The sequence below is a fragment of the Paraburkholderia lebeckiae genome, from assembly GCF_014201005.1.
In the GTDB taxonomy this organism is placed as follows: Bacteria; Pseudomonadota; Gammaproteobacteria; order Burkholderiales; family Burkholderiaceae; genus Paraburkholderia; species Paraburkholderia tuberum.
In genome coordinates, this window is record NZ_JACHDK010000001.1 from 135,884 (window position 1) to 160,550 (window position 24,667).

General features: G+C 64.2%; 21 protein-coding genes. 3 read left to right on the forward strand and 18 right to left on the reverse strand.

All coding sequences use genetic code 11. The annotated features are described in order from the left end of the window. Positions 1-43 precede the first annotated feature (43 nt). The 15 genes from HDG39_RS00625 to HDG39_RS00695 form a co-directional block, all read right to left on the reverse strand. Positions 44-1,831: an acyl-CoA dehydrogenase C-terminal domain-containing protein gene (locus HDG39_RS00625; RefSeq protein WP_184002424.1), complete on the reverse strand. Its 1,788-nt coding sequence runs from the start codon at positions 1,829-1,831 to the stop codon at positions 44-46. A 100-nt stretch (positions 1,832-1,931) separates the two neighbouring features. After that, positions 1,932-2,531 carry a TetR/AcrR family transcriptional regulator gene (locus HDG39_RS00630; protein WP_184002426.1) on the reverse strand — a complete coding sequence of 200 codons (600 nt, stop codon included), beginning with the start codon at positions 2,529-2,531 and terminating at the stop codon, positions 1,932-1,934. Positions 2,532-2,812: 281 nt separating this feature from the next. Further along, positions 2,813-4,072, reverse strand: coding sequence for a cardiolipin synthase ClsB (gene clsB, locus HDG39_RS00635; RefSeq protein WP_184002428.1), 1,260 nt, complete (start codon positions 4,070-4,072; stop codon positions 2,813-2,815). Further along, positions 4,069-4,584 carry a dihydroneopterin triphosphate diphosphatase gene (gene nudB / locus HDG39_RS00640; RefSeq protein ID WP_018419402.1) on the reverse strand — a complete coding sequence of 172 codons (516 nt, stop codon included), beginning with the start codon at positions 4,582-4,584 and terminating at the stop codon, positions 4,069-4,071. The genes clsB and nudB overlap by 4 nt, the downstream gene beginning before the upstream one ends. A 220-nt stretch (positions 4,585-4,804) precedes the next feature. Beyond that, positions 4,805-6,604, reverse strand: coding sequence for an aspartate--tRNA ligase (gene aspS / locus HDG39_RS00645; RefSeq protein WP_184002430.1), 1,800 nt, complete (start codon positions 6,602-6,604; stop codon positions 4,805-4,807). Between the two features lie 75 nt (positions 6,605-6,679). After that, positions 6,680-7,336, reverse strand: coding sequence for a DUF502 domain-containing protein (locus tag HDG39_RS00650; RefSeq protein WP_026225597.1), 657 nt, complete (start codon positions 7,334-7,336; stop codon positions 6,680-6,682). Between the two features lie 75 nt (positions 7,337-7,411). Continuing rightward, positions 7,412-7,729, reverse strand: coding sequence for an FmdB family zinc ribbon protein (locus HDG39_RS00655; protein WP_184002432.1), 318 nt, complete (start codon positions 7,727-7,729; stop codon positions 7,412-7,414). A 173-nt stretch (positions 7,730-7,902) separates the two neighbouring features. After that, the gene (locus HDG39_RS00660; RefSeq protein WP_184002434.1) at positions 7,903-8,523 is read right to left on the reverse strand and encodes a methyltransferase domain-containing protein; all 621 of its coding nucleotides are present in this window, start codon (positions 8,521-8,523) and stop codon (positions 7,903-7,905) included. A 6-nt stretch (positions 8,524-8,529) separates the two neighbouring features. Continuing rightward, on the reverse strand, positions 8,530-10,107 hold the full coding sequence (ubiB, locus tag HDG39_RS00665; protein WP_184002436.1) for a ubiquinone biosynthesis regulatory protein kinase UbiB: 1,578 nt from the start codon (positions 10,105-10,107) through the stop codon (positions 8,530-8,532). 15 nt (positions 10,108-10,122) lie between these two features. Next, positions 10,123-10,767, reverse strand: coding sequence for a ubiquinone biosynthesis accessory factor UbiJ (locus HDG39_RS00670; protein WP_184002438.1), 645 nt, complete (start codon positions 10,765-10,767; stop codon positions 10,123-10,125). A gap of 174 nt (positions 10,768-10,941) precedes the next feature. Beyond that, positions 10,942-11,943 carry a Tim44 domain-containing protein gene (locus tag HDG39_RS00675; protein WP_184002440.1) on the reverse strand — a complete coding sequence of 334 codons (1,002 nt, stop codon included), beginning with the start codon at positions 11,941-11,943 and terminating at the stop codon, positions 10,942-10,944. Between the two features lie 37 nt (positions 11,944-11,980). Next, positions 11,981-12,712: a bifunctional demethylmenaquinone methyltransferase/2-methoxy-6-polyprenyl-1,4-benzoquinol methylase UbiE gene (gene ubiE, locus HDG39_RS00680; protein ID WP_184002442.1), complete on the reverse strand. Its 732-nt coding sequence runs from the start codon at positions 12,710-12,712 to the stop codon at positions 11,981-11,983. Positions 12,713-12,778: 66 nt separating this feature from the next. Further along, positions 12,779-13,192, reverse strand: a complete 414-nt coding sequence (locus tag HDG39_RS00685; RefSeq protein ID WP_018419393.1) for a gamma-butyrobetaine hydroxylase family protein — start codon at positions 13,190-13,192, stop codon at positions 12,779-12,781. A 98-nt stretch (positions 13,193-13,290) separates the two neighbouring features. Beyond that, a complete protein-coding gene (locus HDG39_RS00690) occupies positions 13,291-13,719 on the reverse strand; it encodes an HIT family protein (protein ID WP_018419392.1) in 429 nt (142 codons plus the stop codon). Positions 13,720-13,752: 33 nt separating this feature from the next. Beyond that, positions 13,753-17,859 (reverse strand): DUF3683 domain-containing protein, encoded by a 4,107-nt coding sequence (locus tag HDG39_RS00695; RefSeq protein WP_184002444.1) that lies wholly within the window; start codon positions 17,857-17,859, stop codon positions 13,753-13,755. Between the two features lie 517 nt (positions 17,860-18,376). On the opposite strand from HDG39_RS00695, the gene ilvA reads away from it, so the two are divergent. From ilvA to queF, 3 genes are read left to right on the forward strand one after another with little or no spacing between them, the layout of a single operon-like run. Continuing rightward, positions 18,377-19,927, forward strand: a complete 1,551-nt coding sequence (ilvA, locus tag HDG39_RS00700; RefSeq protein WP_409259146.1) for a threonine ammonia-lyase, biosynthetic — start codon at positions 18,377-18,379, stop codon at positions 19,925-19,927. A 23-nt stretch (positions 19,928-19,950) separates the two neighbouring features. Continuing rightward, on the forward strand, positions 19,951-20,853 hold the full coding sequence (locus HDG39_RS00705; protein WP_018419389.1) for a 5'-nucleotidase: 903 nt from the start codon (positions 19,951-19,953) through the stop codon (positions 20,851-20,853). Then, positions 20,850-21,674 (forward strand): NADPH-dependent 7-cyano-7-deazaguanine reductase QueF, encoded by an 825-nt coding sequence (gene queF / locus HDG39_RS00710; RefSeq protein WP_184002448.1) that lies wholly within the window; start codon positions 20,850-20,852, stop codon positions 21,672-21,674. The genes HDG39_RS00705 and queF overlap by 4 nt, the downstream gene beginning before the upstream one ends. Positions 21,675-21,766: 92 nt before the next feature. Here the strand turns inward: queF and HDG39_RS00715 are convergent, their stop codons facing one another. From HDG39_RS00715 to HDG39_RS00725, 3 genes are all read right to left on the reverse strand, one after another. After that, positions 21,767-22,153 carry a RidA family protein gene (locus tag HDG39_RS00715; RefSeq protein ID WP_008923846.1) on the reverse strand — a complete coding sequence of 129 codons (387 nt, stop codon included), beginning with the start codon at positions 22,151-22,153 and terminating at the stop codon, positions 21,767-21,769. A 71-nt stretch (positions 22,154-22,224) separates the two neighbouring features. Continuing rightward, complete coding sequence (locus HDG39_RS00720) at positions 22,225-23,706, reverse strand: N-acyl-D-amino-acid deacylase family protein (RefSeq protein ID WP_184002450.1); 1,482 nt, start codon at positions 23,704-23,706, stop codon at positions 22,225-22,227. Positions 23,707-23,709: 3 nt separating this feature from the next. After that, on the reverse strand, positions 23,710-24,600 hold the full coding sequence (locus tag HDG39_RS00725) for a MurR/RpiR family transcriptional regulator (protein WP_018419386.1): 891 nt from the start codon (positions 24,598-24,600) through the stop codon (positions 23,710-23,712). Positions 24,601-24,667: the final 67 nt, after the last annotated feature.

Sequence of the window (24,667 nt, forward strand, 5' to 3'; positions counted from 1 at the left end):
CATGCTTCGCGCGATGTGTGTGGCCTCGCTCGATGTGCGAGCGTCAGAACAACGCTTCTTCGACGTCCATCATCGGCTTCGAACCGGCGCGCGCCTGGCGGATAGTCATCGCCGTTTCGGGCAGCAGCTTCGCGAAGTAGAAACGCGCGGTCGCGAGCTTCGCCTTGTAGAACGGATCGCCCGACGCCTGTTTGTCGAGCGCGATACGAGCCATGCGCGCCCAGAAGTACGAGAACACCAGATGGCCGACCGTGCGCAGATACGGCACCGCCGCGGCGCCGACTTCGTCCGGGTTCTGCATCGCCTTCATGCCGATTTCCATCGTCAGTTTCTGCACCTTTTCGCCGATGTCCGCGAGCGGGTTCACGAACTCCTGCATCTCCGGCTTGATGCCTTCGGCTTCGACGAATTCGGCGACGAGCTTGCCGAACTTCTTCATCTTCGCGCCCATGTCGCCGAGCACCTTGCGGCCGAGCAGGTCGAGCGACTGGATGCCGTTGGTGCCTTCATAGATCATGTTGATGCGCGCGTCGCGCACGTACTGCTCCATGCCCCATTCGGCGATGAAGCCGTGGCCGCCATAGATCTGCATCGCGTGATTGGTGCCTTCGAACGCGTTGTCCGACAGGAACGCCTTCAGAATCGGCGTGAGCAGCGCGACGAGGTCGGCGGCTTCCTTGCGCTCCGCTTCGTCGGCGTGCGACAGCTCCTTGTCGATCTGCAGCGCCGACCAGTACGAGAACGCGCGGCCGGCTTCGGCGTAGGCCTTCTGCGTGAGCAGCATGCGGCGCACGTCCGGATGCACGATGATCGGATCGGCGGCCTTTTCCGGCGCCTTCGGGCCGGTCAGCGAACGCATCTGCAGCCGCTCTTTCGCGTACGTGAGCGAGTTCTGATATGCGACTTCCGTGAGACCGAGGCTCTGCATGCCGACGCCGAGACGCGCGGCGTTCATCATCACGAACATCGCGTTCAGACCTTTGTTCGGCTCGCCGACCATCCAGCCCTTCGCGTTGTCGAGATTGATCACGCAGGTCGCGTTGCCGTGGATGCCCATCTTGTGCTCGATCGAGCCGCACTTCACGCCGTTGCGCTCGCCGGGCTCGCCCGCTTCGTTCGGCACGAACTTCGGCACGATGAACAGCGAAATCCCCTTGGTGCCCTTCGGCGCATCCGGCAGACGCGCGAGCACGAGGTGAACGATGTTCTCTGCCATGTCATGCTCGCCGCTCGAAATGAAAATCTTCGTGCCGCTGATCGAGTACGAGCCGTCGCCATTCGGTTCGGCCTTCGTGCGCAGAATGCCGAGGTCGGTGCCGCAATGCGGCTCGGTTAGACACATCGTGCCGGTCCAGACGCCTGCGACGAGCTTCGGCAGATAGCGCTGCTGCAGTTCCGGCGTGCCGTGCGCGTGCAGGCATTCGTACGCGCCGTGCGACAGGCCCGGATACATCGTCCACGCCTGATTCGCCGAGTTCAGCATTTCATAGAGCGCGTTGTTGACGAACGCGGGCAGCCCCTGGCCGCCATATTCCGGATCGCAGCCAAGCGCCGGCCAACCGGCTTCGACGTATTGTTTGTAGGCTTCCTTGAAGCCCTTCGGCGTGGTCACGACGCCGTCGCCGGCATACGTGCAGCCTTCCTGGTCGCCGCTGTGGTTGAGCGGGAACAGCACTTCGGAGCAGAACTTGCCGGCTTCCTCGAGCACCGCGTTGATCGTGTCGGCGTCGAGTTCGGCGTACTTCGGCATTTGCCGAAGTTCGGCCTCGACGTTGAGCAGTTCGTGCAACACGAATTGCATGTCGCGCAGCGGCGCGGCGTACTGTCCCATGACTCTCTCTCTCCCTAGTTTGACAAAAAGCCAGGCCGTTGGCCGGGTCCGTGGTCGGACCTTCTGCGCCGCGCGTTTCCGGTAGATTCCGGCGACGCCGCTAACGGCTTTCGCTTTGATACGAATCAATCAGTTTTTCCAGCGCGGCCCACGTGAGACGCACCGCATCCGGCAGATGCAGAAAGCGCGCGTCGTGATGCAGGCCGAGCGTGACGCTATACAGTTCGAACAGCATCAGCTGCGGGTCGGTATCGGCGCGCAGATGCCCTTCTTCCATCGCTTGCGAGATCGCGCGCGTGAGCGCCGCACGCCACGTCGTCACGCTCGACACCAACTGCTCGCGCACCTGGCTGTCCGCGCGGTCGTCGTATTCGACGGCGCCGCTGATGTAGATGCATCCGGTCGTGACTTCCTGAATGCGTTTCTCGATCCAGCGGGAAATCATCGCGCGCAAGCGCGGCAGACCACGCGGCTCGCGCAGGCTCGGGAAAAACACCTCGTCTTCGAAACGGCGGTGGTATTCGCGCACGACCTCGATCTGCAGATCCTCGCGCGACCCGAAATGCGCGAACACACCGCTCTTGCTCATCTGCATGCGCTCGGCCAGCAGACCAATCGTCAGACCTTCCAGTCCGTCTCGGCCTGCCAGATCGAGTGCTGCGTCAAGAATCGCGGCTCGGGTTTGTTCGCCTTTTCGCATAGCTGTTTTACCGTTCTAATGTGACCGAATTGAAAATCGAACGGCCGTACTATTATTGAGTGCTTGCCGTCCGCGAAACAAGGACTTTATTAGAAACCGGTTTCTAACCGGCTTCTAATTTTGCGGCTTTCGACCATCAGATCAATCAGATTTTTAGAGGCGTTTGCCTTGAATCGATGGTTGCCGATTGGCGCGCGCGTGTTCTATTTCTTTGCCCGGTTCGCTGGCGCCGATTGATGGCCGACATGATGCGGCAAACGCGGGCTCTCGTGCGAGCGGCATTAGTCGTAGCCGCCCACCGTCAGCAGCTTCATCGCGATGCGGTAGCTCGTGTACGCGATCCAGCTCAGCGCGCGCACGCGCGCCGGTCGCGATTCGTAGTGCGCTTCATCGATTGGGCGCGCGTCCGTGAACGCGTCGAGAATCGCGTCGCGCAGTTTGGGGATCGACGGATCGTTCACGAGCACGACGTTCGCTTCGTTGTTCAGCATCAGGCTGAGCGCATCGAGATTCGACGAACCGACCGTGCCCCAGTTCGAATCGACCACCGCGACCTTGCCGTGCAGCAGCGTCTTCTCGTATTCGGCGATCTGCACGCCTGCGCGCAGCAGCGCGTGGTACAGGAACGGCACGGCGTAATCGAGCGCCTTGAACTCCTTGCGCCCGATGATCAGCTTCACGACCACGCCGCGCCGCGCCGCGAACACCAGCGCGCGACGCAGTTTGCGCCCCGGCATGAAGTACGGATTCGCGAGCAGGATTTCATGGCGCGCCTGGCCGATCGCGGCCAGATAAGCTTTTTCGATCGCGCGGCGGTTGATCAGGTTATCGCGCGCGACGAATGCGACGCACGGCTCACCGCCGGCCCACAGTTGCTCGTTGCGGCGTCGCCGGCGTCTGCGCAGACTGCCAAGCGAGTTGGCGCCCTGCGGCGACAAGTCGGGCTTCATCGAATCGAGCGGCCGATGACCGACGCGAATCCGCCGCCACTGCACCTCGATCGCATCGCGCACGTCGGCGACCACCGGCCCGCGCAGCTCGACCGCGAAGTCCCAGCGCCGGTACGGCAGCTTCTCGCCGTTGTTCTCGTAATCGTCGACGATATTGATGCCGCCGCAATACGCGATCTGATCGTCGATCACCGCGAGCTTGCGGTGCGTGCGCGAAAAGCCGAAGCGGCCGAACAGATGCGGGTTGTAGATGCGATGCTCGATGCCGCCAGCCGGCCATTGCTCGAACATCTTCAGGCGCGCGGTGCCGACGCCATCGGTGATCACGCGCACTCTGACGCCGCGCGCGGCAGCGCGAAGCAGCGCCTCGCTGACCGCGTGGCCGGCTTCGTCGTCGCAGAAGATGTAGGTTTCGAGCGCGACGTTGTGCTCGGCCGCGTCGATGCGCTCGATCAGCGCATCGAAGAAATCGTCGCCGGAGCGCAGCAGCTCGACTTCGTTGTTACTGGTGAAGCGGTAGCGCTGCCAGTAACGACGGCCGAGCAACGTGTGGCGCAGACGCGCGAAACGGCCCGAGCCGCCTGCGCTCACTGGCCACGCTCCCCGGCCAGCGGGCCGGATTGCGGGTCGACCAGGCGCGCGGCGAGCCGCCGCGGCAACTGCAGGATCGCATCGGCATTCGACGACGAAAAGCAGCGCGATGCGGCCTCTTCATATGGCAGCCACATATACGCGGTGTGTTCGCGCGGCGCGAGCGTCACGTCGATGCACTCGGGGACCTGCAGGCTGAACCAGTGCTCGGTGTTGTAGAGCACGCCCGCTTCGTAGCGGTAACGAAATTCCGGGTAGATCTCGTAGTCGATCGAGTACTGCCAGTCGAACAACCCGCTGCGCGGCACTAGTGCGCCGCCGATCATGATGCCGGTCTCCTCGCCAACTTCGCGCACCGCGGTGTCGGCGAGCGGTTCGTCGAGCCGGTCTTTCGAACCCGTCACAGACTGCCAGAACGCCGCATGATCGGCGCGCTCGAGCAGCAGCACGTCGAGCGCAGGCGTATGAATGATGACGAGGACGGACTGCGGAATTTTCGGCGGTTTCGGCATGGCTCAAACTGGGCGCGGCGAGACGCGCGGTACATGTCGGATGACGGTCGAAAGGGTCTGGAAAGCAGTGGCTTCACTGTAACGCAAAAAATGAAAAAGGCGCTGAGGTGGAGATCACCTCAGCGCCTTTTCGTTTCGCTCGTGTGGTTTTTTTGCGGCCGCCGGCCCGCTGGCCGGTACACGCAGAACCGCTGGCTGGCCGCGCGCGGCGGCCGCGGTTTTACGCCTTCGGTTCCGGCGTACGCAGACGGATGTGCAGCTCGCGCAGCTGACGCTCGTCGACTTCGCTCGGCGCCTGCGTGAGCAGATCCTGCGCGCGTTGCGTCTTCGGGAACGCGATCACGTCGCGGATCGAGTCGGCGCCGGCCATCATCGTGACGATGCGGTCCAGCCCGAACGCGATACCGCCGTGCGGCGGCGCGCCGTATTGCAGCGCGTCGAGCAGGAAGCCGAACTTCGCCTGCGCTTCTTCCGCGTTGATCTTCAGCGCACGGAACACCTTGCTCTGCACTTCCTCACGGTAGATACGCACCGAGCCGCCGCCGATTTCCCAGCCGTTCAGCACCATGTCGTAGGCCTTCGCGAGGCAGCGCGCGGGGTCCGTTTCGAGGTACTCGAGGTGCTCGTCCTTCGGGCTCGTGAACGGGTGATGCGCGGCGACGTAGCGGTTGTCTTCCTCGTCGTATTCGAACATCGGAAAGTCGACGACCCACAGCGGCTTCCAGCCGGACTCGACGAGACCGTTGGCCTTGCCGAATTCGGAATGACCGATCTTCAGACGCAGCGCGCCGAGGCTGTCATTGACGACCTTCGCGCGATCCGCCGCGAAGAAAATGATGTCGCCGTCTTGTGCGCCAGTGCGCTCGATGATCGCCTTCAGCGCTTCGTCGTGCAGGTTCTTCACGATCGGGCTTTGCAGACCGTCGCGGCCCTTCGCCGCTTCATTGACCTTGATCCATGCGAGGCCCTTCGCGCCGTAGATGCGCACGAATTCCGTATAGCTGTCGATGTCGCCACGCGACAGCTCGCCACCCTTCGGCACGCGCAGTGCCGCGACGCGCCCGTCCTTCGTGTTGGCCGGGGTGCTGAACACCTTGAAGTCGACGTCGCGCATCGCGTCGGTCAGCTCGGTGAATTCGAGCTTCACGCGCAGGTCCGGCTTGTCCGAACCGAAACGGCGCATCGCTTCCGCGTATTCCATGACCGGGAATTTCTCGTCGAGCCCGACACCGATCGTCGTCTTGAACACGTGACGGATCATCGCCTCGAACAGATCGCGGATTTCCTGTTCCGACAGGAACGAGGTCTCGCAGTCGATCTGCGTGAATTCCGGCTGACGGTCGGCGCGCAGGTCTTCGTCGCGGAAGCACTTGGTGATCTGATAGTAACGGTCGAAGTTCGCGACCATCAGCAACTGCTTGAACAGCTGCGGCGACTGCGGCAGCGCGAAGAACTGGCCCGGGTTCGTGCGCGACGGCACGAGGTAGTCGCGCGCGCCTTCCGGCGTGCTCTTCGTCAGCATCGGCGTTTCGATGTCGATGAAGCCCTGCTCGTCGAGGTACTTGCGCACTTCGATCGCGACACGGTAGCGCAGACGCAGGTTGTGCTGCATCTGCGGACGGCGCAGGTCGAGCACACGATGCGTGAGGCGCGTGGTTTCCGACAGGTTGTCATCGTCGAGCTGGAACGGCGGCGTGACCGACGCGTTCAGCACGATCAGCTCGTGGCACAGCACTTCGATCTTGCCGCTCTTCAGCGAGGCATTGGTCGTGCCTTCCGGACGGCCACGCACGACACCCTTGACCTGCACGCAGAACTCGTTGCGCACGCCTTCGGCGACCTTGAACATGTCCGCGCGATCCGGGTCGCAGACGACCTGAACGAGCCCTTCGCGATCGCGCAAGTCGATGAAGATGACGCCGCCATGGTCGCGGCGGCGGCTTACCCAGCCGCACAGCGAGACGGATTGGCCCAGCAGTTCTTCGGTCACCAGACCGCAGTATTCAGATCTCATCGACATGATGTTTGTCTTTCGTTTTGCATTGGTTGAACGGCGCGCCGCGGACGATCCTGCATGTAGCGTTGCGCGCCGGCATTAAAGCGGAGGCTCGACGGTGGCGCGGCGCACCGGCGCCGGCGGCGGCGCGGACGGCGCCACGACGCCCATCGAGACAATGTACTTGAGCGCAGCGTCGACCGTCATGTCGAGCTCGATCACTTCGCTTTTCGGCACCATCAGGAAGAAGCCGGACGTCGGGTTCGGCGTGGTCGGCACGTATACGCTGACGTAATCTTCCTTCAGATGGTTGGCCACGTCGCCGCCCGGGATGCCGGTCAGAAACGCGATCGTATAGGACCCGCGGCGCGGGTACTCGATCAGCAGCGCCTTGCGGAATGCATTGCCACTGCTCGACAGCAGCGTGTCGGACACCTGCTTCACGCTGGTGTAGAGCGGGCCGACCACCGGAATGTGCGCGACCAGCAGTTCCCACCACTTCACGAGCTTCTGCCCAATGAAGTTCTGCGTCAACAGCCCGACGACGAAGATGAACGCGAGCGTGAGCACCGCGCCGAGGCCCGGCAAGCGATAGCCGATCGTGCGTTCCGGTTGCCACGAGGTAGGCAGCAGCAACAGCGTCTGGTCCATCGTGCCGATGATCAGACCGAGCACCCACAGTGTGATGGCCAGGGGCACCAGCACCAGCAGGCCGGTCAGAAACACCGATTTGAGTGTGAATTTCTTCGTCGTCATGTGTACCGCCAGAAAGCTGCGCGGGCCGAAGCCCATGCGCGGTAGATACGCCGCCCGCGCGGGGCGGCAGTCCCACTAGGCGCTGCCGGAACCGCTCGGGCTCGTGGCGGCGGGCGCTGCGGCGGGGGCCGCGGGCGCGGCAGCCGATGCAGCCGGGGCAGCGGCTGCGGCCGGCTCGGACTTCGCTTCCGACGCCGCCGGTGCGCTCGTGCTGCCGCGGAAATCGGTCACGTACCAGCCGGCGCCTTTCAACTGGAAGCCGGCGGCCGTGAGTTGTTTGCTAAAGGTGTCTTTTCCGCACTCGGGACACTGCGTCAACTGGGGGTCGCTCATCTTCTGGAGCACGTCCTTCCCGAAACCGCATGACCCGCAACGATAAGCGTAGATCGGCATGATCCTTTCTTACTCCAAATGCCTGCTGAAATCTTGTAAACGCTTGCAAAGCCTTGAATTATAGCCGCAAACGATGTCCGTTCCCCGGATTTCGGGAAGCGGACGCACTACGCGCCCGCCACCGCGCCAGATGGGGACGCCCCCCGGACCTCTCAAGAGCGGCGCGCGTGGCGTTAGCCGCGACGCCGCCAGGCGAGCCAGCGCTCGCGTCCGGCGAATACGGCGATCGAGTCGTCGACCGCTTCGTCTTCGACCAGCTCGAAGTATGGCGTGAGCAGCGCATCGAGCTCGCCGCGTTCGATGCCGAACGGCGGCCCTTTCGGCGTCGCGCCGATGAAAAAGATGCCCGCCAGCAACCCGCCGGCCGGCAGCAATTCGCCCATGCGCTGCGCATAGTCGGCGCGGCGCTCCGGCGGCAGCGCGCAGAAGAATGCGCGCTCATAGATCCATGCCGGTGCGAACGGTGGCGCATAGGTGAAGAAATCCGCCTGTTCGACCAGCGATGCATGCGCGCCTAGCTGCTCGCGTGCCGCCGCCACGGCGGCTGCCGAGAAGTCGATCGCGCGTACCGGGCTGCCCCGGCGCGCGAGCCATACCGCTTCGTGCGCGCTGCCGCAGCCTGGAATCAGCACGGCAATGTCGCGGTGCCGTTCGGCGAACGCGCGAAACGCGGACGGCACGCCCGCCTGATCCCACGGCGTGAAATGACGCTCGAAGCGTTCGTCCCAGAATTCGGGCGAGTTGGGATCGCGGGTCGCGAAATCGGGCGCGGAGGGTTGGATCGGATCGCTCATCGGAATCTATCCTCCATAAGCCAGTACCAGGAACGCACGCGCCAGCATCGCGCCGACGCCGACCGCCACGCCGAACAGCAGCAGGCCTTGCAGCAGACGGTTGGTGCGCTTTTGCTCGAGCAGGATCTGGCGGATCACGTCGTCGTTCGCGCCGCCCACCGGATGATGGCGCTCGGCCAGCATGTTATGAACGAGGCGCGGCAACTGCGGCAGCGTCTTGCTCCACTGCGGCGCCTCGATCTTCAGACGCTCGTACCAGCCACGCAAGCCGATCTGCTCGTTCATCCAGCGCTCGAGATAGGGCTTCGCGGTCTTCCACAGATCCAGTTCGGGATCGAGCGAACGGCCGAGGCCTTCCACGTTCAGCATCGTCTTTTGCAGCAACACGAGCTGCGGCTGGATCTCGACATTAAAGCGCCGCGACGTCGAGAACAGACGCAGCAGCACCTGGCCGAGAGAAATGTCCTTCAGCGCGCGATCGAAATACGGTTCGCAGACCGCGCGGATCGCGCTTTCGAGCTCCTCGACACGGGTGGTCGGCGGCACCCAGCCCGACTCCAGATGCAACGTCGCGACGCGATGGTAGTCGCGCTTGAAGAACGCGAGGAAGTTCTGCGCGAGGTAGTTTTTGTCGAAGTCCGACAGCGCGCCGATGATGCCGAAGTCGAGCGCGATATAGCGGCCGAAGTGCGCGGGATCGAGGCTCACCTGAATGTTGCCGGGGTGCATGTCGGCGTGGAAAAAGCCGTCGCGGAACACCTGCGTGAAGAAAATTTCGACGCCCTCGCGCGCGAGCTTCGGAATGTCGACGCCCGCCGCGCGCAACGTATCGACCTGGCTGATCGGCACGCCGACCATGCGCTCCATCACCAGCACCGTGGGCGTGCAGAACTCCCAGTACATCTCGGGCACGAGCAGCAGGTCGAGCCCCTGGAAGTTGCGCCGCAACTGGCTGCCGTTGGCGGCCTCGCGCATCAGGTCGAGCTCGTCGTGCAGGTATTTGTCGAATTCGGCGACCACCTCGCGCGGCTTCAGGCGTTTGCCGTCGGCCCACAGACGCTCGGCCCACACGGCGATGTCGCGCAACAGCGCGAGGTCGGAATCGATCACCGGCAGCATGTTCGGGCGCAGCACCTTCACCGCGACCGCCTTGCCCGCATGCTGGCCAGCCTTCACCTTCGCGAAGTGGACCTGCGCGATCGACGCGCTCGCGACCGGCACCCGCTCGAAATCGTCGAACAGTACGTCGACCGGCGCGCCGAGCGACTTTTCGACGAGCGCGATCGCGACCGCCGAATCGAACGGCGGCACCTGGTCTTGCAGCTTGGCAAGTTCGTTGGCGATATCGACCGGCAGCAGATCGCGACGGGTCGACAGCACCTGGCCGAACTTCACGAAGATCGGCCCGAGGCTTTCGAGCGCGAGCCGCAGACGCACGCCCGGCGGCGCATCGAACTTGCGGCCAAGCGTCGTGATGCGCAGCAGCAGACGCACGCGCCGGTCGTTGATGCGGCTCAACATCATTTCGTCGAGGCCGAAGCGGATGACCGTGAAAAATATCTTGAGAAAACGCAGAAAACGCATGGCTGGGCCCGGTGACTAGCGCGTGCCGCGCGACGTGGCGGCGCCGCCCGGCGTTTGCGCGCCGCGGGCTTCGACCTTCTGTTCGATGCGCTCGATGCGCTTTTCGACGCGTGCGAGCGAATCGCGCGCGCGCGCCAGCTCGACGTTGAAGTCAGCGAGCGCGGTGCGGCGCACCAGCTGCGGATTTTCGTCGAGCAGGTACTCGGCGGCGGTGTCGAGCAGATTGCGACCGGTGCGCTGCACATGCTCGCCGACTGAGCGGACTAGCGACGTGATGCGCCACGCGGGTCCATCACCGATCAGCTTCGCGAGATCTTCCTCCGGCTCCCAGCGCAGATGCTCGGCGAGCTTCGCAATCACGGTCGCGAACTCGGCGTCGCCCTCGATCTTCACGTGCTTCATCACCGCGGCCTGGCCACCTTGCAGGAAGGCCGGCAGTGCGTCGGACGGCACCGAGATCGTTACGTCGAACTGATGCGCATCGGCTTCGTCGAGCGAACCGAGATAGCCGTCGGGCTGCACGAGCAGCGCGAGCACAACCGGCGGACATGACAGGCGAGCGGTCTTGCCCGCGTACGGGGCGAGGCGCTCGCGGGCCCACGATTCGCGGACGAGCAGATGATTGACAGCAGCAGCGAAGGGCTTGGCGGCGAGGGTCATCGAAGGTGGCAAGAAAAAACCCGCGCGAGCGAGGTGCTTGCGCGGGCTCCCATTGTAACGTCCGTTCGCTTCGCGGCCTGCTATGCCGAACGGCCTAAGCCATGCGCGAAGTCAGGAATCGCTATGCCGTGGCCGGCTCTTTTCGAGGCAAACGCGACTCGATGCTTCGGCATGTCAGTGTTGCTCGACCTGCTGGATGCCGGCAAGCAGCCAGCCTTCGCCAGTGCGGTTCGCCTTCGTCAGATTCCAGACTTCGACGAACGGCTCGGCCGCCGCGCCCGGTTCCTCGCGGATCAAACCGGAGAAGCGCACGCTCGCGAAGTATTCGTTCGCGCGCTCCTCGACGCCGAGCAGCTCGGCGTTCAACTGCACGACGTCGGTCTGGTTCGGCTGCGTGCCGCGCGACGCGAGATCGACGCGCACTTCGGCGAACATTTCCGGCGTCGTGAATTCGCGGATGTCCTCGACGTTGCCGACGTCCCACGCGGCCTGCAGGCGCACGAAGTACACCCTCGCGTTACGCAGAAACGCTTCCGAATCGAAGCCGGCCGGCACCGACGGCGTCGCGCCGAGCGATGGCGTGGTCAACGGATTGCCCTGCGGTTCGAGATACGAGCCGGTGGGCGGCGCCGTGTAACGCGGCTCCTGAATATAGTCGGTGCCTTTCGTGTTCAGCGACGGCGCCGTGCCCGCGTAGGCAGGCTGCGCCGCATCGCGCTTACGGCCGGTGAAGCGGCGGATGAGCCAGATCACCACAATCGCGATCAACGCGATCACGATCACGTTCGCGAACATGCCGGCGAACGCCTCGCCGAGCCCGAAATGCGACAGCAATGCGGCGATGCCGAGACCGGCCGCGAGACCGGCGATGGGCCCGAGCCAGCGATTGCGGTTCGGCGCGGCGGGCGGCGTGGGCTTAGTCGCAGGCGCCGCCTGCGCGCTCTGCTGCGTGGCCTGATTGTTCTGCGCCGGCTGGGACGGCGGCGGCGTCTGGCGCTGCTGCTGCAGACTATTCGATTGACGGCCGAAGCTGCGGCCTCCGCCCATGCGGCGTGCTTCGGCGTCGAGAGAGGCAAGAGTGCCGGCCATCAGCAGACCGACCATCGCGATCAGTCCGATTCTTCTCGCCAGCGACCCCTTAACCTTACGAGTAGATAACAAATTCAAATCGGACATTTCGCACTTTCCTTTAAAAATCGATGGGTTAGGGACTCTAGTATTTGGTCCCCACATGCAAAGCTACCACGCCAGCTGACAAATTGTAATATTTGACGCCGTCGAGACCAGCTTGTTCCATCATAGTTTTCAAAGTTTCCTGGTCCGGATGCATGCGGATCGATTCCGCCAGGTACTGGTAGCTTTCCGCGTCCTTGGCGAAGCGCTCGCCGAGCCACGGCAACACCTTGAACGAATACAGATCGTAGACCTTCTTCAGCGGATCCCATATCTTCGAGAACTCGAGCACGAGCAGCCGCCCGGCCGGTTTCAGCACACGACGCATCTCGGCGAGCGCGATGTCCTTATGGGTCATGTTGCGCAAGCCGAACGCGACCGTCACGACGTCGAAGTAGTTGTCCGGAAACGGGATTTTCTCGGCATCGCACAGCAGCGCCGGCGTGATGATGCCCTTGTCGATCAGCCGGTCGCGGCCCACGCGCAGCATCGATTCATTGATGTCGGTATGCCAGACCTGGCCCGTTTCGCCCGCCTGTTTCGCGAATGCTTTCGACAGGTCGCCCGTGCCGCCCGCGATGTCGAGCACCTTGTAGCCCGGCCGCACGTTCGCCTGGGCGATCGTGAACACCTTCCACGCCCGGTGCAATCCGCCCGACATCAGGTCGTTCATCAGGTCGTAGTTGGCGGCCACCGAGTGGAACACCCCCGCCACCTTCTGCGCCTTGTCCTGTTCGTCGACCGATTGAAAGCCGAAGTGGGTTTTGCTCATCGCGCTCGTCCTTTCGCGTGTTCTTGAATGTTGCGCCGCTCGAGCGGCGTTCGGGGGCGAATCGTATCAGTGACAGTGCCCGTGCGCAGCGGCGGCGGGCACCATCGGCGTGTCGCGGTCGATGCCGGCCGCTGCCAGCTTGGCGAGATACGCGCGCCAGAGTTCATCCTGACGCACGGCCATGTCGTACAGCAGGTCCCACGAATAGATGCCGGTGGCGTGTCCATCGGAGAAGGTCGGCTGCAGCGCGTAGTTGCCGACGCCTTCGATCATCGTGATCGTCACGTCGCGCTTGCCGGTCTGCAGCGTTTCCTGGCCGGGCCCGTGGCCCATCACTTCCGCCGACGGCGAATATACGCGCAGCAGTTCGAACGGTAGCCGATACGCTTCGCCGTTCGCGTACTGCAGTTCGAGCACGCGCGACTTCGAATGCAAGATCACGCCTGTCGGCACCGGCGTCTCGGGAGTCAATCCGCTCATGTTGGCCTCATCAGATAAACGGCGGGTGATAACGTCGGATCGGCCGCCTCGCACGCCGACGGCAGTCCGGCGATGCGCGGCGACGGATTCAGCGACGCTCAGCCCAGCGCCTGTTCGATTTCCTGCCGCACGGCTTCGCGCAGCAGCGTGGCTTGCGCGCGGCGCGACGACAACATCGCTTCGGACACCGTGCGCTGGCGCGGCGCCCAGATCGGCAGGGGGAAATGCGCGTCGTTCGAGAAACGCGGAATCACGTGCCAGTGCACGTGCGGCACCTGGTTGCCGAGACTCGCGAGATTGACCTTCGCGGGCTGCATCACGCGTCGCTGCGCACGCTCGACCGCGTACACGGCCTTCATCACGTGATCGCGCTCGTCGGCAGAAAGATCCGAAAACTCGGCAACGTGAGCGTTCCAGATGACCCGGCAAAACCCCGGGTAGTCGTGTTCGTCGGCGAGGACGACTCGCAGCGCGTCGCCCTGCCACAGCACATCGCCGCCGTCTTCACGGCAAAAAACGCAGTCCATCGTCGTCCTCGGCAAAAATCGTTGGTCGTGCCATTAAACCAGCACGCGCTCGATTCCGCCATTGTTCGCCCGTTGAACGTAGTCCGCCATCCAGTTTTCGCCAAGCACGTGACGTGCCATCTCGACCACGATGTAGTCCGCCTCGGTACCCGCGTCTTCGTTGTAGCGCGACAGCCCTTGCAGGCACGACGGGCAGCTCGTAAGGATCTTGACGTCGGTCGAACCCGCGTTTCCGTGATTGGGCTGCGGACCGTCGCCGGCCTTCAGCACCGAACCGTTCGGCGCGCCCGCGGCGCCGGCCGATGCATTGGCCGGATTGATCGCGTTCGCGCCCGCTTCGGCGACGAGAGGGATGCCGCGCAGCTTCGCCGCGCCCTTGCGGATTTCTTCTTCCTTGCGGAAGCGCACCTGGGTCGAGATGTCGGGACGCGTGACCGCGAGCGTGCCCGATTCGCCGCAGCAGCGGTCGTTCTTCTCGATCTTGTAGCCGTCCTGCTCCGAACCCATCAGCTGATTGACGAGCTTGACCGGGTCCATCGTCTTGATCGGCGAATGGCATGGGTCGTGGTACATGTAGCGCACGCCGTTCACGCCATCGAGCTTGATGCCTTTTTCCAGCAGATACTCGTGAATGTCGATGATCCGGCAGCCCGGGAAGATCTTTTCGAATTCGTAACCGGCGAGCTGGTCGTAGCACGTGCCGCACGACACCACCACCGTCTTGATGTCGAGGTAGTTCAGCGTATTGGCGACGCGGTGGAACAGCACGCGGTTGTCGGTGACGATCTGCTCGGCTTTGTCGTACTGGCCCGAGCCTCGCTGCGGATAGCCACAGCACAGGTAGCCCGGCGGCAGCACGGTCTGCACGCCCGCCTCCCATAGCATTGCCTGGGTCGCGAGACCAACCTGCGAGAACAGTCGCTCGGAGCCGCAGCCCGGGAAGTAGAACACCGCTTCGGTGTCGGCGGTGGTCGTCTTCGGATTGCGGATGATCGGGACGATCTTGTTGTCCTCGATATCGAGCAAGGCGCGCGCGGTCTTCTTCGGCAGGTTGCCTGGCATCTTCTTGTTCATGAAGTGGATCACCTGCTGTGTGATCACCGGCTTGCCGACCGTGGCGGGCGGATGCGCGGTCTGCTTCTTCGCGAACTTCTTCAGCACTTCATTGCCGAGGCGCTGCGCCTTGTAGCCGACGCCCATCATCGCGGTGCGCGCGAGGCTGATGGTCTGCGGGTTAGTCGCGTTCAGGAAAAACATGCCCGCGGCGTTGCCCGGGTTGAACTTCTTCTTGCCCATCTTGCGCAACAGGTTGCGCATGTTCATCGTCACGTCGCCGAAGTCGATCTTCACCGGGCACGGCGTCACGCACTTGTGGCAGACAGTGCAGTGATCGGCGACGTCGTTGAACTCGTCCCAGTGCTTGATCGACACGCCGCGGCGCGTCTGCTCTTCGTACAGGAACGCCTCGACCAGCAAGGACGTGGCGAGAATCTTGTTGCGCGGGCTGTACAGCAGGTTCGCGCGCGGCACGTGCGTCGCGCAGACGGGCTTGCACTTGCCGCAGCGCAGACAGTCCTTGATCGACTCGGAAATCGCGCCGATATCGGACTGCTGCATGATCAGCGATTCGTAGCCCATCAGGCCGAAGCTCGGCGTGTACGCGTTGCGCAGGTCCGCGCCTTCGAGCAGCTTGCCTGCGTTGAAGCGGCCATGCGGATCGACGCGCTGCTTGTACTTGCGGAATTCGCCGATCTCGTCGTCGGTCAGGAATTCGAGCTTCGTGATGCCGATGCCGTGCTCGCCGGAGATCACACCGTCGAGCGAACGCGCGAGCTTCATGATGCGCGCAACCGCCGTGTGCGCGTCCTGCAGCATCTCGTAGTTATCGGAGTTGACCGGCAGGTTCGTGTGGACGTTGCCATCGCCAGCGTGCATGTGCAGCGCGACGAACACACGGCCGCGCAGCACCTGCTTGTGGATCGCCTGGGCTTCGTCGAGAATCGGCTCGAACTCGCCGCCGTTGAAAATCTGCCGCAATTCGGCGCGGATTTCCTGCTTCCACGACACGCGAATCGTGCGGTCCTGCGCGAGGTGGAATACGGTTGCGTCAGGTTGCGCGTCGACGCGATCAGCGAATTTTTCGGCGAGCGACTCGTAGCCGAGCCCGACCAGGTAGTGCTGCGCCTCGCGCAGCGACAGATCGAGCTTGCCGCGCACGAATTCCCAGCGCGTGCGCACACGCGCGAGCAGGTCGAGCGCCTGCTGCACGCGATCCTCGAGCAGCTCGGCGCTCGGAATTTCGTTCGCGTCGTCGCTCTTGCCGAGCGGCAGCTTGCCGCCCTTGAAGAACGCTTCGAGCGCGTCGACCAGTTGCAGCTTGTTCTTCAGCGACAGCTCGATGTTGATGCGCTCGATGCCGTCCGTGTATTCGCCCATGCGGTCGAGCGGAATCACGACGTCTTCGTTGATCTTGAACGCGTTGGTGTGCTTTGCGATCGCGGCCGTACGGCTGCGGTCGAGCCAGAAGCGCTTGCGGGCCTCGGCGCTGACGGCGACAAAGCCTTCGCCGCTCTTGCCGTTGGCCATGCGCACGACTTCCGAGGTGGCCTGCGCGACCGCGTCCGCGTCGTTACCGACGATATCGCCGATCAGTACCATCTTCGGGAACGCGTTGCGTTTGCTCTTGGTCGCATAGCCGACCGCGCGCAGATAGCGCTCGTCCAGGTGCTCGAGGCCGGCAAGAATCGCGCCGCCCTGGCGCGAGGTCTCGAACAGATAGTCCTTGATTTCGACGATGCTCGGAATCGCCTCGCGCGCCTGGCCGAAGAACTCGAGACAGACGGTGCGCGTATGCGCGGGCATCTTGTGCAGCACCCAGCGCGCGGACGTGATGAGGCCGTCGCAGCCTTCCTTCTGCACGCCCGGCAGACCGGCGAGGAATTTGTCGGTGACGTCCTTGCCGAGGCCTTCCTTGCGGAACACACGGCCCCTGATGTCCAGCGCTTCGGTGCGCAGCAGCTTCTCGCCCGGCGCGTAGTTGCCGTCGAACCATTTGAGCTCGAAACGCGCGACTTCGATGTCGTGGATCTTGCCCATGTTGTGCTCGAGACGCGTGACTTCGAGCCAGTTCCCTTCCGGGTCGACCATGCGCCACCACGCGAGGTTATCGAGCGCCGTGCCCCACAGCACCGCCTTCTTGCCGCCCGCGTTCATCGCGACGTTGCCGCCGACGCAGGACGCGTCGAGCGAGGTCGGGTCGACCGCGAACACGAAGCCGGCCTGCTCGGCCGCTTCGGTCACGCGGCGCGTGACGACGCCCGCGCCCGAGAAAATCGTCGCCACCTTGCGATCGACGCCCGGCAATTCGGTCATTTCAACCGGGCCGAGCTGTTCGAGCTTTTCGGTGTTGATGACGGCCGAGAACGGCGTGAGCGGCACCGCGCCGCCCGTGTAGCCGGTGCCGCCGCCGCGCGGAATCACGGTCAGGCCGAGTTCGAAGCAGGCCTTGATCATGCCGGCGATTTCGGCCTCGGAGTCCGGCGTCAGCACGACGAACGGGTATTCGACGCGCCAGTCGGTCGCGTCGGTCACGTGCGAGACGCGCGACAGGCCGTCGAACTTGATGTTGTCTTTCTGCGTGACCTTGCCGAGCACGCGCGTGGAACGGCGGCGCAGGTCGTAGGTCTGCTGGAATTCGCTGGCGAATTGGTCGATCGCGCGGCGCGCGGCCTGCACCAGCTTTTCGACGCGCGCGGCGCGATCGACGCCGGCTTCGTCGCCGTGTTCGCGCAGATCGGCGCGGCGGCGCTTTTCGATTTCGGCGAGACGGTGATTGAGCGCCTCGATCAGCAGCGCGCGGCGCTTCGGATTGTCGAGCAGGTCATCTTGAAGATACGGATTGCGGCGCACGACCCAGATGTCGCCGAGCACTTCGTACAGCATGCGCGCCGAGCGGCCGGTACGGCGTTCGGCGCGCAATTCGGCGAGCGCGTCCCAGGCTTCGTTGCCGAGCAGCCGGATGACGATTTCGCGGTCGGAGAACGACGTGTAGTTGTAAGGAATTTCGCGCAGACGCGCTTCGGGATCGGCGGCCACCGCGCCGGCGGCGCCGTGCGGATCGAAAACTTGAGGTGCGTTCATGGTTGGACGACTCGGTAGGTCAGCCTGGCGCACTCGTCACGAGGCGTCGGCGGACAATGCGCGTGGGGCGCAATGCTTGAAATCTTCTAGGGCTTCAAAGGGAGCGAGCACGACCGGCGGCCAACTCACGGCGGTCGCTTCGCGGCACTCAGAGACAGCTACACGATCGCGCGTGGCGGACATGCCGTTCCGCCGCGGGGCAGGATTCGCGCGGGACGGGCATTAAATGGGCGATCCGAGGCTGCCAGTGCATCTTCCGATCCTTATTCCAAAACGAAATTCTACCGCATCATTCCGCCACGCGTTGACGGTGGGAATCGGGCGGCGGCGGGGGTTCGGAGGTTTTGGCGATGAATCCGGCGGCGTTTTCGCATACCGTCCATTGACCGGCCGGACGGTTGGGCGAGCTTCGATCGCGCGATTCTGATACGGCCCGGTCAAGTGCACGGCACCCGTGCGCCGAGCGCGCGGAACGGCCAGAGCGGGCACCGTTGGCGCTATCATTGACGTCTTCCCGATTTACACAGCGCACCGCGCCACCCGCATGGCTTCCCACGACTACCTGAAAAAGACCCTGACCGCGCGCGTCTACGACGTGGCGCGCGAGACCGAACTCGAACGCGCGCCGAACCTGTCGGCGCGGCTGCGCAACCCGGTCTATCTGAAGCGCGAGGACAACCAGCCGGTGTTCTCGTTCAAGCTGCGCGGCGCATACAACAAGATGGCGCATATTCCGGCCGAGGCGCTCAGTCGCGGCGTGATCACCGCGTCGGCGGGCAATCATGCGCAGGGCGTGGCGTTGTCGGCGGCCCGCATGGGTGTGAAGGCGATCATCGTCGTGCCGGTGACGACGCCGCAGCTCAAGGTCGACGCGATCCGCACGCACGGCGGGCCGACCGTCGAGATCGTGCAGTTCGGTGAGTCGTATAGCGACGCCTATGGTCACGCGGTCAAGCTGCAGCAAGAGCGCGGTCTGACTTTCGTGCATCCGTTTGATGACCCCTACGTGATCGCCGGCCAGGGCACCGTCGCGATGGAAATCCTCAGCCAGCACCAAGGGCCGATTCACGCGATCTTCGTGCCGATCGGCGGCGGCGGTCTCGCGGCCGGTGTCGCCGCATACGTGAAATCGGTGCGCCCCGAGATCAAGGTGATCGGCGTGCAGACCGACGATTCGTGCGCGATGGCCGCGTCGTTGAAGGCGGGCGAGCGCGTGACGCTGAACGAAGTGGGCCTGTTCTCCGACGGCACCGCGGTGAAGCTCGTCGGCGAAGAAACCTTCCGTCTGTGCCGCGAATATCTCGACGAAGTGCTGCTGGTGAACACCGATGCGCTGTGCGCCGCGATCAAGGACGTGTTCCAGGACACGCGCAGCGTGCTCGAACCGGCGGGCTCGCTCGCGGTGGCCGGCGCCAAGCAGTATGCCGAACGGGAAGGCATCGAGAACCAGACGCTGATCGCGATCACGTCGGGCGCGAACATGAACTTCGACCGCATGCGCTTCGTCGCCGAACGCGCGGAAGTGGGCGAAGCGCGCGAAGCGGTTTTCGCGGTGACGATCCCCGAAGAGCGCGGCAGCTTCAGGCGCTTCTGCGAACTGGTCGGCACGCGCAGCGTCACCGAGTTCAACTACCGGATCGCCGACGCGAACTCGGCGCATATTTTCGTCGGCGTGCAGATCCGCAATCGCAGCGAATCGGCGCAGATCGCCGGCGCCTTCGAAGCGCACGGTTTTGCCACCGTCGACCTGACCTTCGACGAACTGTCGAAGCAGCACATCCGCTACATGGTCGGCGGCCGCTCGCCGCTCGCGCGCGACGAACGACTGTTTCGCTTCGAGTTTCCCGAGCGTCCGGGCGCGCTGATGAGATTCCTGTCGTCGATGGCGCCGAACTGGAACATCAGCCTGTTCCACTACCGCAACCAGGGCGCGGACTACAGCTCGATTCTGGTCGGCATTCAGGTGCCCGGGAGCGACCATGCGGCGTTCGAGCGCTTCATCGAAACGCTCGGTTATCCGTGCTGGGAAGAGACGAAAAACCCGGTCTATCGTCTATTCCTCGCCTGATCTCCTCGGACCGGAACGCAACGATGGCGCTTTCGCTCGTCGACAAACTGGTGGTCGCAATCTCGTCGCGCGCGCTGTTCGACTTCGAGGAAGAGAACCGTGTCTACGAGGCCGGCGACCTGAAGGCTTACGAAGCGTTGCAGCGCGAGCGTCTGAACGTGCCCGCGAAACCGGGCGTCGCGTTTCCGCTGATCCGCAAGCTGCTTGCGCTGAACGCCGGCGGTCATCGCGTCGAAGTGGTGATCCTGTCGCGCAGCGATCCGATCAGCGGTCTGCGTGCTTTTCATTCCTGCCGCGAACACGGGCTCGCGATCGAGCGCGGCGTGTTCACGCGCGGCCGAGCGCCGTTCGGTTATCTGAAGCCGCTGAACGCTTCGCTGTTTTTGTCGGCGAATCAGCAGGACGTGCGCGATGCGCTCGCCGCTGGCTTCCCAGCCGCACGCGTGTTGCCGGAATCGGCGAAAATGGCGAGCAAGTACCCGGACGAAATCCGCATTGCGTTCGACGGCGACGCGGTCTTGTTTTCCGACGAAGCGGAACGCATCTTCCAGCAAGACGGCCTGCGCGCGTTCGTCGGTCACGAGATCGACAATAAGCATCTGCCGCTCGCGGACGGTCCGCTCAAGCCGCTGCTCGAAGCACTGCACCGGTTGCAAAAACTCGCGGACGCGGCCGCGCCGATGCGCATTCGCACGGCGCTGGTGACGGCGCGTTCGGCGCCCGCGCATGAGCGAGCGATCCGCACCCTGATGGCATGGAACATCGAAATCGACGAAGCGATGTTCCTCGGCGGCCTCGACAAAAGCGCATTTCTGCGCGAGTTCGAGCCCGACTTTTTCTTCGACGATCAGATCGGCCACTGCGAATCGGCCCGCGTCGTAACGGCGACAGGGCACGTGCTCAGTGGCATCGTGAACGCATCATGACACCCGAACAATCCCCGCTCGGCAAGTCCTCGACTTACACCGAACAATACGATCCGACGCTGCTGTTTCCGATTGCGCGCAGCAATGCGCGCGAGGCGATCGGCATTACCGCGCGACTGCCGTTTTTCGGCACCGACATCTGGAACGCCTACGAGCTGTCGTGGCTGAACGCGCGCGGCAAGCCGCAGATCGCGGTCGCGACGTTCTTCGTGCCGGCCGACTCGCCGAACATCGTCGAGTCGAAATCGTTCAAGCTGTATCTGGGCTCGTTCGCGCAGACCGCGTTCGCCTCGGCCGAGAGCGTACGCGACACGATCAGGCGCGACGTGTCCGCGTCGTGCGGCGCGACCGTGTCGGTACATCTGAGCACACCGCACGAATTCGGCAAGCTGAAAATGGAAGAATTCGACGGCCTGTCGCTCGACCGGCTGGAACTCGAGACGAGCGTCTATCAGCCGGACGCGTCACTTTTGAGCGCGGCGCACGACGAAGCGCCGGTCGAGGAAACGCTGTTCTCGAACCTGCTGAAGTCGAACTGCCCGGTGACCGGTCAGCCGGACTGGGGCAGCGTGCAGATCCACTACACGGGCCCGCAGATCGATCACGCGGGCCTCTTGCGATACATCATCTCGTACCGCAATCACACCGGGTTTCATGAGCAATGCGTCGAGCGAATCTTCGTCGACATCATGAAGATGTGCAAACCGCTGAAGCTCGCCGTCTACGCGCGCTACACGCGTCGCGGCGGGCTCGACATCAACCCGTTCCGCACCAACTACAACCTGCCGATGCCGGACAACATGCGGCTCGCGCGGCAGTAACGCCAACACAAAAAACAGCGGTAAACGCGACGAGGGCGCCGCAGGCCATCACGACCTGCGGCGCCCTCGTCACATGAAAGCCATCAAAGCGATCAGGCCGCCGGCTTCTTATAAGCGACGCAATCCACCTCGACCTTGCAGTCGATCACCATCGACGACACCACGCACGCGCGCGCCGGCGGATTCTCGCCAAAATACTCGCGAAACACCTTGTTGAACGACGCGAAGTCGCGCGGATCGTCGAGCCACACGCCGCAACGCACGACGTGCTCGGCGCCATAGCCCGCTTCCTTCAGGATCGCGAACACGTTCTGGATCGCCTTGTGCGATTGCTCGACGATGCCGCCGTTGATCACTTCGCCGTTTTCCATCGGCGTCTGGCCCGACACGAACAGCCAGCCGTCCGCCTCGACCGCGCGCGCGAACGGCATCACCTGACCGCCCGTTCCCTTTCCGCCTTCCACGCCATATCGCTTCATCGTCACACTCCTTAAAAAGTCGGGCACGCGCGGCGCCCTCGCCGCGCGTGCCGTCATCAATCGATAAAAAATCAGAACGCGCCCTGCGCATCGCCCTTCGACGGCGCGCCGCGCGTGACGAACCGGCCAGCCCGCTCGCCCGTCACCGCGCCATCGCGATACGACAGCACGCCGTTGACCCACACCGCGTCGATGCCGGCAGCGGGCTGCTGGGGCTTGTCGAACGTCGCCACGTCATGCACTTTCGCCGGATCGAACAGCACGAGGTCGGCGTGATAACCGATATGCACTTCGCCGCGTTGCGCGAGTCCGAAGCGGCGCGCGGACAGGCTCGTCATCTTGCGCACCGCTTCCTCGAGCGGCAGCAAAGCGGCATCGCGCGCATAGTGACCGAGCACGCGCGGAAACGCGCCCCACAGTCGCGGATGCGGCAGCGGATCGTTGGGCAGGCCGTCGGAACCGACCATCGTCGCCGGATGCGACAGGATGCGCCGCACGTCGTCTTCGGACATGTTGTGATAGACCGCGCCGGCCGGCTGCAGGCGCTTGCCCGCCTCCTGCTGCGAGACGCCCCATTCGGCCGCGACTTCCTTGATCAGCTTGCCCGCCATTTCCGGATGCGGCTCGGACCACGTGATCGTGATGTCGATGTCGCCTGTCACCTGCTTCAGATCGAGCGTCGACGAGCTGCGGTTGTACGGATAGCAGTCGCAACCGACCGGCTGCCCGCCGCGCGCGCCTTCGAGCGACTTCAGCACTTCGACGCTGCGCCCCCAGTTCGACGGCCCCGCGCACTTCAGATGCGAGATCACGACCGGCACACGCGCATGACGACCGACGCGGTAGGCCTCGTCCATCGCGTCGAGAATCGCGTCGAACTCGGTGCGCATATGGGTCGTGTACAGCGCGCCCGCGGCCGCGAGCGGCTCGGCGAGCGCCATCACTTCCTCGGTCGGCGCGGCGAACGCCGAACCGTATGCGAGTCCCGAGCTAAGACCGAGCGCGCCGTGCGCGAGCGCTTCCTCGAGCTGCGCGCACATGCGCTCGATTTCCTCGGCAGTCGCCGCGCGATCGAGCCGGTCCATCTGGTTATTGCGCAACGCCGTGTGGCCGATCAGCGCGCCGACGTTCACCGCCGGCCGCGCGGCGTTCACCGCGTTCACATAGTCGGCGAAGGTCGGGTACTGGAACGCGTCGCGCTCGCCGAGCAGGTTCATCGGATCGGGCGGATCGCCCTTCAGCGATACTGGCGACGCGCTGATCCCGCAATTGCCGACGATCACCGTCGTCACGCCCTGGGTGATCTTGGGCAGCATCTGCGGCGAGCGGATCACATGCGTGTCGTCGTGCGTGTGTACGTCGATGAAGCCCGGCGCGAGCGCGCGCCCCTCGGCCTCGATCACCTCTTCGGCGAGCCAGTTCGACAGATTGCCGATCGCGGCGATGCGCCCGTCGCGGATCGCCACGTCGCGCTCGACGGGCGGCGCGCCCGTGCCGTCGTACAGTTGCGCGCCGACGATCAGCGTGTCGGCGGCTTCGGGATGCGAATGCATGGATCAATCTCCTAACGGTTGTCGATCGCCGCCGCCGCGGTGCGCGTCGAGCGCGTGCTTCATGCGGCGCAGCAATTCGCGGCTCTCGTCGCCCTGACTGACGGCAAGTTCGGTGACAAGCACATCGAGCGCCATCATCATCGCGTAACGGGACGACGACGGCTTGTAGATGAAATCGGTTTCGAACGCTACGATCGGGATCAGCCAGTTGGCGAGCTTCGCCAGCGGCGACGCGGGCGCAGTCAGCGCGACCACCGTCGCACCGTAGCTGCGCGCGATCTTGCAGTTCTCGACCATCTCGGGCACGCGCCCCGTGGTGGACAGCGCGATCACGACGCACTCGCGCGACACCGTGCTCGCCACCATGCGCTGCAACAGCCCGTCCTGATAGGTTGCGACCGGGCGGCCGAGGCGCACGAGCCTGAAACGCATTTCGTCAGCGAGCGCGGTCGAGCCGCCGCCCATGCCGAACACGTAGATCATGCGCGCATTACGCAGCGCGGCCGCCGCTTCGGCGAGCGGCGCCTGCCGCAGCAGTTGATGATTGTGCGCGAGCGCCGTTTGCAGCTCGTCGAAGACGCGCGTGGCGATCGGCTCGGGTGCGTCGCTTGCGGTGTCGCGCTCGAGAAACCGCTGACCGACCGCGGCCGCCTGCGCGAGCCGCAGCTTGAGTTCGCGCACGTCGCGGCAGCCGACCGCCTTCGCGAAGCGCGTGACGGTCGCGATGCTGACCTCGGCCTGCTGTGCCAGCGCGCCGATGCTCGCGCGCGACGCGCCGGTCAGATCGTCGAGGATCAGCGCGGCGACCTTGCGTTCGGCCGAGCGCAACTCCGGCGCGCACTCGGCAATGCGCGCGACGATGTCGAAAGCGAGCGGTTCGGCGCTACGGTTCATGGCAGGCGGTGGGGTTCGCGGCACGGCTTTCGCGGCCCTCCGGCGGCCTTCGAAACCCATGGTACTA

Bases quoted from the DNA above. Each gene is read 5' to 3' on its own strand.
- ubiE (WP_184002442.1), bottom strand. From the start codon at position 12,712: ATGAGCAAAACCCACTTCGGCTTTCAATCGGTCGACGAACAGGACAAG.
- HDG39_RS00685 (WP_018419393.1), bottom strand. From the start codon at position 13,192: ATGAGCGGATTGACTCCCGAGACGCCGGTGCCGACAGGCGTGATCTTG.
- aspS (WP_184002430.1), bottom strand. From the start codon at position 6,604: ATGTCGATGAGATCTGAATACTGCGGTCTGGTGACCGAAGAACTGCTG.
- HDG39_RS00670 (WP_184002438.1), bottom strand. From the start codon at position 10,767: ATGACCCTCGCCGCCAAGCCCTTCGCTGCTGCTGTCAATCATCTGCTC.
- HDG39_RS00720 (WP_184002450.1), bottom strand. From the start codon at position 23,706: ATGCATTCGCATCCCGAAGCCGCCGACACGCTGATCGTCGGCGCGCAA.
- HDG39_RS00715 (WP_008923846.1), bottom strand. From the start codon at position 22,153: ATGAAGCGATATGGCGTGGAAGGCGGAAAGGGAACGGGCGGTCAGGTG.
- HDG39_RS00655 (WP_184002432.1), bottom strand. From the start codon at position 7,729: ATGCCGATCTACGCTTATCGTTGCGGGTCATGCGGTTTCGGGAAGGAC.
- HDG39_RS00705 (WP_018419389.1), top strand. From the start codon at position 19,951: ATGGCGCTTTCGCTCGTCGACAAACTGGTGGTCGCAATCTCGTCGCGC.
- ubiB (WP_184002436.1), bottom strand. From the start codon at position 10,107: ATGCGTTTTCTGCGTTTTCTCAAGATATTTTTCACGGTCATCCGCTTC.
- queF (WP_184002448.1), top strand. From the start codon at position 20,850: ATGACACCCGAACAATCCCCGCTCGGCAAGTCCTCGACTTACACCGAA.
- HDG39_RS00675 (WP_184002440.1), bottom strand. From the start codon at position 11,943: ATGTCCGATTTGAATTTGTTATCTACTCGTAAGGTTAAGGGGTCGCTG.
- HDG39_RS00725 (WP_018419386.1), bottom strand. From the start codon at position 24,600: ATGAACCGTAGCGCCGAACCGCTCGCTTTCGACATCGTCGCGCGCATT.
- HDG39_RS00650 (WP_026225597.1), bottom strand. From the start codon at position 7,336: ATGACGACGAAGAAATTCACACTCAAATCGGTGTTTCTGACCGGCCTG.
- HDG39_RS00625 (WP_184002424.1), bottom strand. From the start codon at position 1,831: ATGGGACAGTACGCCGCGCCGCTGCGCGACATGCAATTCGTGTTGCAC.
- HDG39_RS00690 (WP_018419392.1), bottom strand. From the start codon at position 13,719: ATGGACTGCGTTTTTTGCCGTGAAGACGGCGGCGATGTGCTGTGGCAG.
- HDG39_RS00630 (WP_184002426.1), bottom strand. From the start codon at position 2,531: ATGCGAAAAGGCGAACAAACCCGAGCCGCGATTCTTGACGCAGCACTC.
- nudB (WP_018419402.1), bottom strand. From the start codon at position 4,584: ATGCCGAAACCGCCGAAAATTCCGCAGTCCGTCCTCGTCATCATTCAT.
- HDG39_RS00660 (WP_184002434.1), bottom strand. From the start codon at position 8,523: ATGAGCGATCCGATCCAACCCTCCGCGCCCGATTTCGCGACCCGCGAT.
- HDG39_RS00695 (WP_184002444.1), bottom strand. From the start codon at position 17,859: ATGAACGCACCTCAAGTTTTCGATCCGCACGGCGCCGCCGGCGCGGTG.